The organism is Streptococcus sp. 2020WUSS084 (assembly GCF_044427445.1).
Classification (GTDB): Bacteria; Bacillota; Bacilli; order Lactobacillales; family Streptococcaceae; genus Streptococcus; species Streptococcus suis.
In genome coordinates this window covers 23,212-38,124 of sequence record NZ_JAOTGC010000015.1, presented here as the reverse complement: position 1 = coordinate 38,124, position 14,913 = coordinate 23,212, and the positions used below count along the sequence as shown (strand labels likewise).

12 protein-coding genes are annotated in these 14,913 nt (G+C 42.3%); all 12 read right to left on the bottom strand.

Annotated features, from left to right (window positions below; translation table 11 throughout):
- Positions 1-49: 49 nt before the first annotated feature.
- The 12 genes from ODU50_RS08445 to ODU50_RS08390 all read right to left on the bottom strand — a co-directional run bounded on the left by ODU50_RS08445 (position 50) and on the right by ODU50_RS08390 (position 14,807).
- Positions 50-1,855 carry a VirD4-like conjugal transfer protein, CD1115 family gene (locus ODU50_RS08445; protein WP_105122048.1) on the bottom strand — a complete coding sequence of 602 codons (1,806 nt, stop codon included), beginning with the start codon at positions 1,853-1,855 and terminating at the stop codon, positions 50-52.
- Entirely contained in the window at positions 1,852-2,379 is a 528-nt protein-coding gene (locus ODU50_RS08440; RefSeq protein WP_024418062.1) for a DUF3801 domain-containing protein, read from the bottom strand. Before ODU50_RS08440 ends, ODU50_RS08445 begins: the two co-directional genes overlap by 4 nt.
- Positions 2,380-2,412: 33 nt before the next feature.
- Positions 2,413-3,207, bottom strand: a complete 795-nt coding sequence (locus tag ODU50_RS08435) for a hypothetical protein (protein WP_024418063.1) — start codon at positions 3,205-3,207, stop codon at positions 2,413-2,415.
- Positions 3,195-3,452, bottom strand: a complete 258-nt coding sequence (locus ODU50_RS08430) for a hypothetical protein (protein ID WP_398581394.1) — start codon at positions 3,450-3,452, stop codon at positions 3,195-3,197. The genes ODU50_RS08435 and ODU50_RS08430 overlap by 13 nt, the downstream gene beginning before the upstream one ends.
- A complete protein-coding gene (locus ODU50_RS08425) occupies positions 3,449-4,138 on the bottom strand; it encodes a hypothetical protein (RefSeq protein WP_105153419.1) in 690 nt (229 codons plus the stop codon). The genes ODU50_RS08430 and ODU50_RS08425 overlap by 4 nt, the downstream gene beginning before the upstream one ends.
- A 16-nt stretch (positions 4,139-4,154) precedes the next feature.
- Complete coding sequence (locus ODU50_RS08420) at positions 4,155-6,923, bottom strand: phage tail tip lysozyme (RefSeq protein ID WP_105153420.1); 2,769 nt, start codon at positions 6,921-6,923, stop codon at positions 4,155-4,157.
- Between the two features lie 10 nt (positions 6,924-6,933).
- Positions 6,934-9,300, bottom strand: a complete 2,367-nt coding sequence (locus ODU50_RS08415; RefSeq protein ID WP_024418067.1) for a VirB4-like conjugal transfer ATPase, CD1110 family — start codon at positions 9,298-9,300, stop codon at positions 6,934-6,936.
- Positions 9,254-9,613 (bottom strand): PrgI family protein, encoded by a 360-nt coding sequence (locus tag ODU50_RS08410; RefSeq protein WP_153046206.1) that lies wholly within the window; start codon positions 9,611-9,613, stop codon positions 9,254-9,256. The genes ODU50_RS08415 and ODU50_RS08410 overlap by 47 nt, the downstream gene beginning before the upstream one ends.
- Positions 9,610-10,359 (bottom strand): hypothetical protein, encoded by a 750-nt coding sequence (locus tag ODU50_RS08405; protein WP_024418069.1) that lies wholly within the window; start codon positions 10,357-10,359, stop codon positions 9,610-9,612. Before ODU50_RS08405 ends, ODU50_RS08410 begins: the two co-directional genes overlap by 4 nt.
- Positions 10,360-10,373: 14 nt before the next feature.
- Entirely contained in the window at positions 10,374-10,601 is a 228-nt protein-coding gene (locus ODU50_RS08400; RefSeq protein WP_024418070.1) for a hypothetical protein, read from the bottom strand.
- Between the two features lie 104 nt (positions 10,602-10,705).
- Positions 10,706-11,191 (bottom strand): hypothetical protein, encoded by a 486-nt coding sequence (locus ODU50_RS08395; protein WP_024418071.1) that lies wholly within the window; start codon positions 11,189-11,191, stop codon positions 10,706-10,708.
- A gap of 166 nt (positions 11,192-11,357) precedes the next feature.
- Positions 11,358-14,807 (bottom strand): GbpC/Spa domain-containing protein, encoded by a 3,450-nt coding sequence (locus ODU50_RS08390; protein WP_105095660.1) that lies wholly within the window; start codon positions 14,805-14,807, stop codon positions 11,358-11,360.
- Positions 14,808-14,913: the final 106 nt, after the last annotated feature.

The following is a 14,913-nucleotide window of genomic DNA, read 5'->3' as shown; positions in this document are numbered from 1 at the left end:
TGTAAATTAAAAGCACCTGTCCTATTTCTGACAAGTGCTATGCAATAGATTATATATCGTCTTCTGTCACTTCAATTTGGTTACTTGGCCTAACACCGTCCAAAAACTCATCGATATCGCTCATGTGGCGCACATAACGGTACCAGTTTTTATCCTTGGGAGATTCAGCCAACTCAGTCGCACGTCGATGCTTGAGCAAGTCGAATTTCTTATCTCTGTAGACATTATGCTTGGCAATAAAGACCAAGGCTTCATCAGGAGCAATCGTCGCAACTTCGTGTGGGGTCAACAATTCACGTCCAAGCTTGGCATTTTGAAGGGTGCTGGATCCATTCCTTCCTCTATTCTCACTCACATTCCAATCATTGATTGTCATTTTTCCTGAGCGTTCGGACAACCACTTCAAAGTATCGGAATCATTTGAGCCCAAATAGACAACTGTACCGCAGTTATTGAGTATGGTCTTAGTATTTTTTTCTCCATACAATTCCTGAAGTTGACTGAGTGATTGTATCATGAGCTTCAGAGATATTTCTCTGGAGCGAATAACGGATATGACTGGAGGGAGGTTAGGGATTTTACCAACCTGGGCAATCTCGTCTCCTTCGATTTGTAAATGCAGGGGATAAGAAACATCGTTGCGACGACCTAATAGGATATCATCCGCTGTCTTAAAGGTCACTTCAAAGATAGTCGAAAATAGTAACGACGTTAGGAACTGATAAGCTGGATTGACTTCAGGTATATTGATAAATACAGCTGTCTTCTTTATATTCCAGGTTTCAATCTCCATATTATCATCTTCCACTAACCGTCGAACATCGTCATGGTCGAATACAGATACAATGGCTGCCACCATTGCATAGACACTATTTCGAGTCTCACCATTAAATAGCTCATTAAAAAGACTCCACTGCTTACAAGCATAGTTATCTGGTAATTCATTCTCCAACTCTTGAAACAGAATAGTAACAACACTCTCCGCACCATCTTTTTCCTTCAAATTACGAACTAGGTCGGCCATCATTGGCAAGCTAGCAACATACCCTGATAGGGAACTGTCAAAGTACAGATAACCTATTAAAGCTCTCATCAATAAGGTTTGAGCTTGAATCCAGAAATCTTCACCGCTATGGTCGCTCTTCTTGGTAGCTGTCACAATCGCTTCAGATACACGGTCTATATCTAATTCTGTGCGCATATAATGAAAGACATTGAAACGATTGGAATTCATAAAGGTAATGACATCAAACACCTTAATCTGATAATTGTCACTTTCAAAAGAACTGCCTAACTCGTGTATTAACACCCCTTTTGTATCGGTAAAGATATAACTGGAGTTACGCTGGAGAGCGTTCGGTTTCACGAACGAACGAGTCTTCCAGTCCCCTGTCCCCCCAATTACTAGGACATTTTTATTTATCTGCTTATCAAACGGAAGCCGCTTATTAAAGAGTCCCATGCCTGATCGCTGGGAGAACAACATATTGTTGTCCTCTTTTTCATCTTTTAGAGAATCTATCTCCTCCTGGGTTGCGTAGCGAGCAGACCCGTGTTCCTCACCGTAGCGATAAACACCTGGGGTCTGTCTGCGCATATAAACCAATATAACTGCAAGAAAACCAAAGAATCCTGCTAACATTGAATTTTCACTAAAGTCCAGATTGACCCAGGGGAATGAAGACCAATTTTGTCCCACCCAATCTAGGCGTGTCAGACCAAATGGATCGGTCACCGAATCGGCAACTGGGGAATGCTCATACACTCTAAAAAACCAATGACAAGCATAGGCAACGATGACACTAATAAGGGCATAGGGCCAAAACTTCCTGCGCTCAACTTTTGTAATACTCATTTGCTCCTTCCTTTCCCTTGTGTGAGTTGCTGTGATGCCACAATTTCACGACTTCGTTCCATGTGACGTTGCATCTTATCGCCATAGTATTTGATTTTCTCATCGGGAGTCATCTGCTTCACCGTTTTCTTCAGTCGCTGGGCTGTCGCTTCAGGCTGCTGCATGATGCGATTGACTACTTTAGATAGAGCTGACTCAACAATTTGCTTATTCTTAAATTCATATAATAGTTGGACTGTTCCATCAGGATTTTTCCGAGTCGCAAAGCCAACTCCAGTATGCTTCAATTCTTCCTTGAAAGCCTTCAAATTGACTTCATTGTCAAACAGTTCCTGGATTTCCTTTCGACCTCTAGTAGCCATAAGTTTGTTCCAGTCAGTGTGACCTGTAAATTGTCGTAAGCTAACTTTATCAGTATGTATCTCATAGGCTCGACAAGTGGCTAAGTACAGTAATTTCAATAAAAATTCTCCTGTCACCATACTAGCTCGCCCTACCAGACAAACGACACGTTCTTGTTCCATAATACCTCCTTGGATACAAAGAAAGCACCTGTCCTAATCGACAAGTGCTTGATAAGGGTTAAAGTTCTCAATATGCTCTAATAAGGCAAGGTGACCCTGTTTTTGTTTCTGAAGGCGGTCAATCAACTCGTCCATACGATCAACTTCTCCTTGGAGCTGCGCAACGTACTGTTGTTGTAAGAAGGTAGGCGAAAGTGTTTCGACGTCGGAAACACTGGTTACCTTTAATATTGGCTCGGATTGTAGAATTTGAGTTGGAAGTACTTCTTCATCCTGCTCCTCTTCGATAACCTGGCTTTCAACTTCTTGCGAGCCCTTATCTACCTCAGGAAGGTGCTCATCTGCGACGTGGTCCGTGATATCCTCATGCTCCTCTTCCTCTTCGATAACCTGCTTTTCTTCAGGAGAGAGGGAAGTGGACTCAAGGATCTGATCCAGAGTAGCAGTGCTTGTTTCATCTGGAGTAGCCTCAACAGCTTCAGATGAAACAGGGATTTTTTCATCCATTTCTTCAATAAGGACTTCCGAGGGTTTCTCCGACTCTTTCTTCTTGGAGCCAAACAGACCTTTGAAAAATTGTAAGGGATCCGCCTTCGACTTTTCATAGCCGAAACCCATCAGCTGCTCGTCAATCGTCCCATTGAAAGGGACTTTAAGGACAGTCGAAGCAAGAGCTACGCCCTCTGCAGAATAATGAGTGATTTCAAGGTCATCAACAGGGTCTAATGCCTGTTTCCGAGCTTTTAATACTTCCAATTCTGAGAGCAATTCATCGCGAGTATCTACCTGCCACTCTCTAAAGGTTAGTAAATTTCTTACCTTATACATTCTGACCTCCATCTGACTGACCATGCGGACGTGCGTGCCTTCATAATGATCTGCTTCAGTTCCTCAAAGTCCTTCAAGCCGCTTTCAACCTGTAAAGCCATAAGCAGCTCACTATGGGCTAAGGCTACCTTGTAATCAGCCTGTTGTAGCCTTTCTTGGAGTTCATCCACTTTCTTCTTCAGCTCATCACGACTATGTACTTCTTTTTTATACCTGGCTTCTGCAGCCTCTAGTTTTCTCGTCATCTTTTCCTCCTTTCTTCACCACTAATCGCACTGACATCGCTTGACGATGTTTCGGTGCTCGTTGATGCAGTAGCATCCGAACTCGTTGAAACAGTTGTGTCACTATAGGTTGTCACTGGAACTCCTGTCCCATCGGACAGCACAATATTGTCAATAGTATTGACTAACAACTTACCTTTTTCCTGGATATAATTCAGCTGCAATGTCGCTGTCCCCTGTTGGGAGATTGACTGGCCGGAACGGTTATCTTTCTCTTGCAAGAGTTTGTTGGAATACTGCACTTGTACGATTGCAATATTTTTTTCTTGGTTTAGATAGATTTGAGCCGATTCAAAAACCTGGTCTACCACATAGCCCTTATAGGCTTGGTTGATTGGCAATTCCTCTTCAGACACAGTTGCAGTATAGAGACCTTCCGTCATAAAAGGTTTGTATCGGCTTTGATTTTCGCCCAAGTCCTTTCGGGTATAATAGGCAATCAAGAATTCTTTCACCTGTTCTTCTGTCAGATTTGCTTGCGTATATTGACTGTTTTTTTGCTCCTCTTGGCTTTCTTGAATCGTAGCCGTTTGAGGTCCGAGTTTTTGTTGCACCAGGGCGGCACCATAACCAACCGCAACAAATGTAGCAGCCAATACTAGCGCCAGCCCTATTTTTGTCATTTTTATTAAACGTTGATTAAACATTATTTTCCTTTCTTTCTTATTTAGGATTGATAAAGTATATCCCCTGTTGAGGCGATAGAACACGCCAGGTCATACTGTATTCTCCCTTCATATTCATTTCAGATACCAGGAAGGTACCATCCGCATTGACATACTCACAGAAAGCCACATGTCCGTATGTGGTATGCGAGCCAGCTACGCCTGGGGCAAAGACTACCGCTGTTCCTACTTGTGGTTTACTTGACACCGTATAGCCTTGTCCTGGAGCTGTATAGACCCAGTTAGCTGCATCGCCCAGATACGGATAGATAGAAACACCAATTTGTGCGAAACGGTTGTAAACATACCAGGTACAATTTCCCAGAGCATAAGCATTTCCAGGATATCCCTGTCCTTTTAGTACCGCTTGGTCGCTAGGAAGCCCATAAGGAAGCTTATCTTTATATTCTGCTGGAACTGTTGCGCTAGAGGCCCCTGTTGAACCGCTCCCTGATTTTATGAAAGTCAACCATTGCTTGGCAGCGTTTTGTCGTTCCAGTAACTTGTTTCCAGGAACGCCCAACCAGGCGACAAGGAAGCGCTCAGTCAATGTTTCGACCTTATCGTTACTCGTGACAATTTGTCGAAAGATTGTCCGATAATACGGGCTATCTCCGTCCAACAAGAAGCCTATCTGAGCTTCGGCAGACCAAATGTCGAGATTTTGAGCCTTAGCATACTCATACAAAGCTAAGGACCTTCCGCCAGTCCACTGGCCAATACCGATACCGATGTAGTGTAGGCCATTCACAAGATAGCCTGATTCTAAAAGAGGCAGGTTTGGATAGAGGGCTTGAAAAGTAGGCCAGGAACCTACCAGGTTTTCTGCAGTAGGATTTTGAGCAACTTTATCGAATTGGTTTCCTGTTAGATAGTCTGTCTCATATCGCTTGTAAGTGATAGAGCTTTCTATATCCCAGGCACCAAGTATCGATGCAAGTCCGTTTTCTGTCGCCTTTGGCTCTCGCTTCTTAATCTCGTTAATCAGCGCCCTTGCTCGACTCTGCTTTTCTCCCGATAACTCAATATCCGAAACAACAGAAGTCGCTTGAGTATACTCTACCGCTGGCAAGTAAAACCCTGGGTTGACTGCTACCCACTCCTTCTTAGGCTTTGGAAACAAGTCTAGTGCACTTGAGCGAGGTTGGTATTGTAAGTATTTCTCATAGTCGACATCCTGATTTCCTTCAGATTTGGTCTTCCCAATTAACTCCTCAGCCTTTACCATATCACCTGTCTTATATCGTTTTCCCTGGACATCGTAGTAGGTAAAACGGCTGTCTTCCGTCTCGATGATGAACTGATTTCCTTCCAACCGAACAGTGCCAGCCATAACAGCGTATACATCGTGGTTGCCTGGGATTTGTAAAGTTATTTTTTCAGAAATTTCATCCCTGGTACTATAGCCAAAACGGCTGCTGATTTTCAGCGGCACATTGGTTGCTGCGTCAGCTACTGGATAGAATGGATTTTCCAATTCCTGAAGGCTCGGAAACTTCCCAATTTCTGAGCTAGACTCAAGCAATTCCTGGTATTCTTCTTGCTCCTCTTTCGGGAGATAATAAAGCGACTTTTTATCAGTATAGAGTGCCTGTATGGACTTCAGATTGTTTCGGTCCTGGTTGTGTGCATTCCAAAAGTGAGATAGATAGGTAACCCCAATATCCTGATCTGGAAGAGCCAAATCAGCTTGAAATCTCCACTTATCATAAGTATGATTCAGATAGAGCAGACTATCTTCCCAGTTGGTCCAATAATCCACCTTTTCATTCGACCGCTCTCTATCAAGCTTAGTCAGATGGAGCCAGGTCTGATTCAAGTCGTATTCATCCTGAATATTAACCCCGCTACCAAAGCCCAGGAGGGCTAAAAACAGGAACAAGAGAAAGGCCAAAATATAGGCCTTCCATGAAAATGGGTTACGAACAATAGCCCTTAGGTACTTGTAAGTCCATTTTCCTACATTTTTTGCCCCTCTGGCGGTCTGAACAAGCCGATTTTGATTGACCTTGTGTTTCCATTTGCGATACCGAGCACCTAGTCTGCCATGCCAGGAGAGGTCTTTAGGTGTTTTGATAAAACCGTTCCCCTTGGCAAAGTTGTAGGTCCGATTTCCAATATTGTAAGTTCTTCTGATGACAAACTTAGAAATCTCCTTAGCATAATGAGCAGAGCGTTTTCCACGTTGGATATTAAAATCTGCCTGTTGGAATCGGTAGCTTGCAGTAGAAATCTCACCCAGGTCATCATCTTCCTGAAAGGTTTCAGAGGCTTGTCGGCTCATGGCATAGCTTGCTTTGAATCGTCCGGATCTCAATACCTTGCTGGTTGTTGTTCCTCCATTTTGCTTGATTGCCTGCTTCTTCGTCCATTTCGCTTGTTTCACTGCCTTCCGTGCTTGCTTAACACCCTCTTTACCAGTAGACAAGAGGGCTTTTTTACGATGTTTTAAGTCATTGACGGTCGCAAGAGCTTCTGTAACATCGCCACCCTCTCGCTTCACCCGTTGCAGCACAGCAGTAGCCTCTCGCAGTTCAGCGTTGATGGCTTGCAGTTCTGGCGATTGACGAACATGATAGCGAAACTGTCGCTTTTCCTGCCGCAATTCATACTTGCTAGCTCTCACTTCTTTTTTGGCCTGCTTTAGAACAAACTTGGCTTTCCCGTGGTCTTCATTCAGTTGGGCCAAGCGCTCTCTGGCACTGCTTCGGATTTCAACTCGCTCTTGAACAAAGCGCTCAAACCTGCTTTTAGAGGAATCTGCCATAACTTACCTCCTAAGCATAAGAATCAGTTTGAATGAGCTGATAAAGTTTCGTATGACTAGGAATTGAGTTTTCAAACGGTACAACAGTTCCTTCCGCATAGATTAACCCCGTTCCTTTATCTGCGTTCTCTAGCGTCCTCGCTTGCTCGTCGGTCAATCTGATGATTTTCCTCAGAGCCTTAATATCTTCTTGCTTCATCCTCAACAAGATAAAGAATTCTGAGTTAGAGAGCAATTTTCGACCTTCTTCGCTCGCTGTTAAGGTTTCTGGATTCTGTGTGATACCTGTTGCGATAGCCCCATACTTCCGAATCCGAGACCATAATTCTGTAAAGAAAATCGCTTGTTCTTGGTAGCGGAATTGGAGCTGCATTTCATCCCAATAAAGCCGTATGGTTAATTTGCCTTGGCTATTCACCACCTGATTCCAGATGTAGTCCTGGAGGACCAATAAGGCAAATGGCTTGAGTTTTCCTGTCAATTTTTTCAAGTTAAAAGTGATAAAGTTGCTGTCCAAATTAACATTGGTTTGGTGGGCAAAGATATTTTGTGAGCCTATGGCATAAATTTCTAATTTTAATGCTAAGTTATCAGCTTCTGCTTCAGGCTGTTCTTTCATGATACGATGCCATTCCTTTAAGGTTGGCTTCTCATATTGGGAATATACTGCTTTGGTTACTCGGTCAATGAGGCCAAATTGTTCGTCAGTCACCTCTCCCAGAATCGTCTCAAAAATACCCATCAAGAGATTGGACTTATGGCCAATCAAATCTTCCTGGTCTTCCGAATTGAGTTTAGATTTATCAGGCAAATCAAGCAAGTTAATGTATGTATTAGATCCGATTGAAATATCAATCACCTGTCCGTCAAACTCTTCACAAATTCCAGAGTATTCATCTTCTGGATCAACAACTAGGACACGTTCGTTGGGATTCTTTAATCTACTAGGAATAACCTCCATTCCTTTGACAGACATCCCCTTCCCTGACCCCGGTGATCCTAAAACCATACCAGAACCTGTGTTGAGGTCACGTTTTCGGTCAAGCGTGATAATATTCTTTGACAATTTATTTTGCCCGTAATAGAGGGCGTTGGGGCTTTTGGAATGCAGGTCCACATTCATAAATGGGACCTGGGTCGCAAGATTTGCGGTTGTCATGTCACGCTTAAAGCGTTGCCGAATGTCCAAGAAGGTAATACCAATCGGCAAAATGGTATTGAGACCTTCTTCCTGATAAGCATAGACATCCGAAAATTCTGTCTGGAGCTTACGGACAGAAGCTTGTATCTTATGCTCGTATTGGTCTAGCTGCTCTTTCGAGTCAGCTTTGAAAAAGACAGCAATCAGTCCAGAAAATGCCTTCTGGTCATTGTCCGTAATCTCTTCACGCCATTGATCCGTTGCTTGCTCTGTTGCATTGGTTGACAAGGAAGTTAGAAGTTGTCCGTCTACACCCTGATTGGCTGCCAATCGCTGACTCTTCAGTTTGTCCTTACGCACAGCTGCACTGGTATTGTTAATACGTTGAAGGGCTTCTGTGTCTTCGTAAGGACTGCCTTGGACAGTAATGGCCATTTCAATCCCTAGAGTCGTTAGACTACGAATGAGACGGTCTGACATAAAAGTAGGGTATTGGTCTGGTCGAATATACATCACCTTAGCAAACTCTTCGTCAATCTGCATATAGTTTTCAAAAATCTTGATGCGATTGGGAGCGATGAAGGATTTAGAAGTCAGACCAGAATTGACAATATCCTGGTAATTGTAAGTCAAGACGGACTGATTCCGCAGCAGCATCGCAAAAATCTTCAAGCGCTCAAGACCGTCTAACTCCTGACAAGTGACATTGATATTTTGAAATTCATTGGTAATAGTGGTCCCTAGGTCCTGAAGCTGAATATAGGCCTGTTCACGATCAATGGCTGGTTGGCAAATGGTCAGGTACTTCAGGGCCTCAAAGTTATGCGTTGAAGCTTGAAAGCGCTCGTTAAAAATCGCATTCAGTTCCTGACGGTAAATATCATGCTTGTCCCCTTCTGGCTTATATAAAATATTCTCCAGAACATGATCCTGAATCTTCCGATTGAGGACCAAGAGCTGAATAGTGGTATCAGCTCCAACAGTGTTAAAAACGTTAGCATAGGTTTCAACTATATCCAACCGTTCCTCATGTTGTGCTGTGACATAGGACACATCGCCCAGCTGGTAGGTCATTGAATAACGATCACCTGTGACGTGCATGAGTCCTTTTTCATAGAGGCTAGTGTAGTTAATCGTATTTTGAGTCGTTGCACTCATCTGACGATGTAGCCTTGCCCCTCTTTCTTTCTCAGAAGCTGTCAATTTCTGAGATGGTTTTCGACTGAATAAATTCATTTTTCGAGTATTCCCTCCATTTCTTATCTTCTACCTGGTAAACCCTCTCTGTTATGAGAAAGTAAAACCGAATTTTATCAATTAGTTTCTCCTCTTTCTTCAACCCAAAAATAACAGATGGAGGTAATAAGATACCTCCCACTATGTAAATGAAGAATTTAGGCAACTCAAAATAGACAATCGCTGTTCCTAAAAGGGCAGTAATCAATACTCCGACAAGCAAGACTGTCTGGCGAAGCGTAAACTTCCAGAAGAAGTTGCTTTCATATCCACTGAATTCCTTCAAAAATTCTGAACCAATCTTATGCATCACGACACCCCCATTAAACTCTTACTATATCGACCGCTACCTACTACCAACATGATGAAAATAATCCCACGTGCAATAGATGAGAAAGCATGTGCGAATGAATCCCACGCCCCCATATCATTTAGCTGCAAGATACTGTCTGTCACAATGTAAGGGTATAGACGGACAATGACTAAAATGACTAACCCCTGAAGAGCATAGGCTCCGATGAGCTTGAGGAAATTAACCGCAATACTTCTCAAACTACGATTGACAAAGAAGGCTACAATGATGGGGCCTAGCACTCCTGCCATATAGATCTGATAGTAGCGTAACATCATAATAATATTGACCACAATACCTGATAAAAAGTGAGTAAAGCCTCCAACTATATTCATAAGATGTTTCATGATATGACCTTTAACTCCATCAAGGTTTATCGCCAAATCAACTTCTTTTGCGGGAACAACCTTATCCGCAAGCTTTTGAAGGGTAGTACCTAGTTCGAGTGTTGCATCCAACACAGTGTTAAACTGCCATACAAGAAGGAAGGCAATTAAATAGTAAAATGCGATTTCCCCGAAAAGGCGAGGGGTCGTTGTACCGCCTTCCAACTTCAGCTCACTGGTTCGTTCTATAAGTTCGATTAGAAAGAAGATACCAATCAGAATCATTCCTGTGGGGCGTAAAGCGCCTGCCATAGCTTCCATAACCTGATTGGTCTGAGGAGAATACTGACTGAGTGAGTTCATCAAATCAGTTAAATTCATTTTATTCCCCCTGGTTACAATGTGATACTATCCAGGGCAGCGTTGATTGAGGCGGCGATTGTTGGTGCAGTAGCAGTCAAAGCGGCACCTAGAATCATACCCCAGACAGCTGCATCTTGACGAGAGCCTTCATTATTCTTTTTGGCTGAAGAAAAATCAATGTAGGACATTAAAATCCAAATTAGGCCTCCAACACGACCTATGACTCCAAGTAACGTAACAATACCTTTTACTGTTTCCATGTATAATAAACTCCTTCATAAAATCAAAAACACCAGCAAGTTAGTTACTGGTGTTAGGCAAATTAAAAGCACTGATAGATATTTCAGTGCTTAAACAACATCTTTTAGTATCGAGAAGAACGTGGTATAGTGGCAACGGTTGCCAGGATAAGCGAGAGAATAAGGATAAGCCATATTTCAATATCAATGTATGGAAACATAGGAAAGCCTGTTGAATTTTCAGGAAGCGGGAAACCTAGAATATGTATAGAACACCATTCTATTAAATTAGAAGCAGTTTCGCCATTCAACCATGTCAAATTCGCTCCTAATGCGATTATTCCTGTAAATATTAAAAAAAATGCCATCTTCCCCACAATCCAGAAAATAAACATACCCAATATGGTTCTTATAAAATTGATACACCACATAACGAGGAATACAGGTGTCGCAATCAGGAAGACCACTGCGGTCCAAATCCAACCTAAGAAAGTCATTAGATACTCTTTGGCCAAATCCCAACCTGTGTAGTGATAGTGTGTTTCCTGGCTAGTTTCTTCTTGTTGCCAAGACCGGCTAAATTCCACTGTTTGAGACTGCTGTTGTTCCATGACTAAATCCTCTTTTTCTCACAATTTTCCTATCAATATTATACCATTTTCCTTCTGATAATACTAGCAATAATAGGCTTTTTCGACTAGAAAAACCACCTGATGTGTGAGTAAACTCAGAAAGTGATAGTGAGTTTTCAGGCGGCTCTCTGTCTATTTTACCATACTATTTCTTAAATACTTTTTTTAGCTTTTCAACCAATTTGAATTTCCAAGCCAAGATAAGTGCTAACAGAGCAGCACCTAGACCAACGAGACCAATAGTTGCCTGTTCACCTGTCAACGGAAGGTTTTTCTTCGGTTGTACTGGTTGCTCAACAATACGCTTGAAGATATGTTTGATACCTGTCGGCGTATCTTCAGTACGGACGTACTCATATCGCTCAATCGTCCCGTGTTCCTTGGTCTCAGTATCTTCGACTTTCTCTTTCAAGGCGTTGCCTTGTTCGTCCACCCATTCGGTAGTGTAGAGTTTTTCAAAGATATGCTTGATACCTGTTTCTGTTTCCTGAGTCTCGACAAATCTGTAATGGTCAAAACTACCTGCTTCTTCCGTCTGATCACCTGTCACTTTATCCTTGAGGACTGTCCCAGGCTTATCTTCCCATTCCGTCGTCACTTGTACCTTGTTGGTAACGGTATTGGTGATATAGCCATTTCCAAAATCCACCTGACCTGCGGTATTTTCAATCACCTGGCCTGCTGCTTCACGTTTTGGCGTTGCTACAAACTTCAGATTGAGCGAAATACCTTTCTTCACGTAGTTTTCTTCAAAGGCAGCCATGTCTTTCGGCAAGTAAAGCAGGATTGATTTATTCCCTACAACTTCTTTCAGATTCGCATTTTCAAAGGCTGTCTGAAGTTCTTTTGGCAGGTCCGCAAAGCTAGCGTAGTTTGTGACTTCAATATCTGATGACACTTGAGAATTTTCATCAACAACTTCCTTGCTAGCTTCCAGGTCTACTGTGACTTTTGAAGCATCATACAGGTCAAAATAGAAATAGATATCTTTGGCACTGTCTCCGTCTTTAATGGTATTGTATTGATCCATGTCCCAGAAAAGAGGGTAGTTTAATGTATCTTTGAGACCAACCGCTTGTCCGTCAATATCCTTCCCTTCAGCATCCACTACTTGTTTTGTTGGTTGGATCAAGTTGTTGTCGGGATTGTCAGGGTCATTTGGTTTCCCTGGAGTTGTTACCTTAACAGTGTTGGAATAGATTGTGTAGCTATTGTCTAACGAAACCTTGAAGGTATTCTTATAGACTGTTCCATCATTGGTAACAATACCTGTAAAAGCCTGTTTTGCGAATGTGAATTCTTTTGTTCTGTCCTTATTGATTGCTGCGACAAGCTCTTCCTTGGACACAAGTTTGAACAAACGCGTCTTTTCATCGTAGGTCACGTCGAATTCAGGGAATGCAGTTTTTGCAGCCTCAACATTCAAGTCATAGCCTTCAGGGATATTATCTTCAACCGTCAATACTTTGTATTCAGGACGACCTGCTGTCAACGTTGGCAACTGTAGAGGGAACTTGACTGTTGAGCCTTTTGGCACAAGGGCGTTGGAGAGGTCTTCTCCTGCATCATTCGTGACTTCCTTCTGGATAGTTGGATGACTTGAGTAGGTATTTGGATGTACCTTCACCTCAAGTTGAGCTGGCACAGTTGGGATAGGGACTTCATCAACTGTTCCTGGTTTTGGAACTTCTGTCGGCTTCGTTGGCTCTGTCGGTTTCACAGGCTCTACAATAATCGGTTTTGTTGGCTCAACTGGTGGAGTCGGAGCTGTTGTATCCTCATATGTAGGCTCTGTTGGTTTCACAGGCTCTTCTGGATTGTTACCTGTGACTTTGTATTTTGGAGGCGTTGGGGCTGTTGGAGCGATTGGGGGTTTAGGTAAAATAGAAGTTTTTAGATTGGTATTGAATGCAAACCATTGTGATGTTAACGATTCCCCTTTAACACCAAAACTGAACTTAATGTCCTCTGTTGCCACTACTACGCCCGCTCCATAATACGCGTTTGGACTTGTAGCATAATCCCAATCATCTGTATGTACTCCCGTTCCAGAACCATAATCAATATCGCTTGCAGAATAAATTTCTCCTCCATGATTTGATACATACGAACCATTTATTCCCACAAACCGACTCCCTGCACCCAGATTAGATACATACTCAATATGATCTAATCCATTTGAATTAAGTGAGGCGACAGAATATACAAATGGTTTGTCTTTTTGAGGTAATACTTTGGTTCCATCTTCAAAAAATAATTCCACCGTTGTATCAATTTTCGAATCTTTTTTCAGAGGATTCGGAGAACCTACATTTATTGTTTCTGAAGGGTCATCAAGTACCAACATATTCATAACGCCGTTATCAGAGTCGAGTTTAAAGGTAAATACTGCCTTTGTAACAAGTTTATCATTATAAGAGGCTGTCAAATTTGTATAGGTTGCTACAAGCTGCTCTCCTGGTTTAAGTTGCACCATTTTCGACGGGGTACTTGTTGTGAATTTCGATAACTCCGCAGAACGCAATAACTTTGGAATATCCCCATTGAAATTAAGTTCTTTTTTAGCCTGTACTTCGTCTATATAGGTATTTGCAACAACACTAACTTGCGCTGATTTTGTCCAGTCATTTTCAAAAATCAGGTATTTATTTAACAGTTCGGGAATATACCCCTTCATTCCCGCTCGTCGATTGGCTTCAGCAACTTGCTTATCATATGCCGCTTTCGCAGTATCATACTCTGCTTTTTTCTTATCGTACTCCGCCTTGGCAGCATCATAAGCAGCTTTTAGGCGAGCATTTTCTGTACTCGCTGCAGTGTAGGTAGCAAGTGCTGCTTGATAATTGGCATAATCTTGATTGTATTTAGTAAGAGCTGCTTCATAGTCTGCTTTTTTCTTAGCATTTACAGCGGTGACATCTGTATGTTTTTTAAGCGCTTCTTGATATAGAGTGTAAGCCTTATCGTAGGCTTGTTTATCTTTTTCATACTGAGCAACGAGCTTAACATTTTCAGCCAGTGCAGCCTCATAGACTTTATAAGCCTCCTGATAAGAAGCAAATGCTTTGTCGTATTCCGCTTTTGCAGTTAAATAGGCTTGGTAAGCAGTGTTGTCTTTTTCATACTGAGCCTCAGCTACAAGATAAGCCTGGTACTTCTTCTCAGCTTCTTCATAAGTCTTCTGAGCCACTACTTGCTTATCAATGATGGCTTTTACAGCCGTCACTTGATTAGTATAGTCCGCCTGACCTGCTTCTAAGCTATCAAAGTTTACACCCTTATCAACCGTTACTTTCACACCAGCATTTTTTGCTTCTGAAATAGCAGCAGTCAGTTCCGTACTTGTAATCTGGTTGATGATCTCACCCTGACTTGTGTTGGCTAATTTTTCTGAGGCTAGAAATTCTTCGCTTGGGTCTGCCTGTGCCGTAGTGTAGTTTGTTGCATTCCCTAGTTGTTGTTGGGTTGGGTTCTCTGCATCTTGAGCCAATACCGTTGTTTGTAAAGCAATAGGTGCGAGTAAAAGGCTAAGAAGCAAGGCGCTCCCTACCCCATTTTTGAATTTACGAATTGAAAATCGTTGTTTCTGTTCCATTTGTTCTCCTTTTTGAAAATAATAGTATCTAGTAATTGATAAGGCTTCTTCACATAGGCATCACCCTTTCTAAATAGAAAAAACCCAGAATAATTTCTGAGTTTTC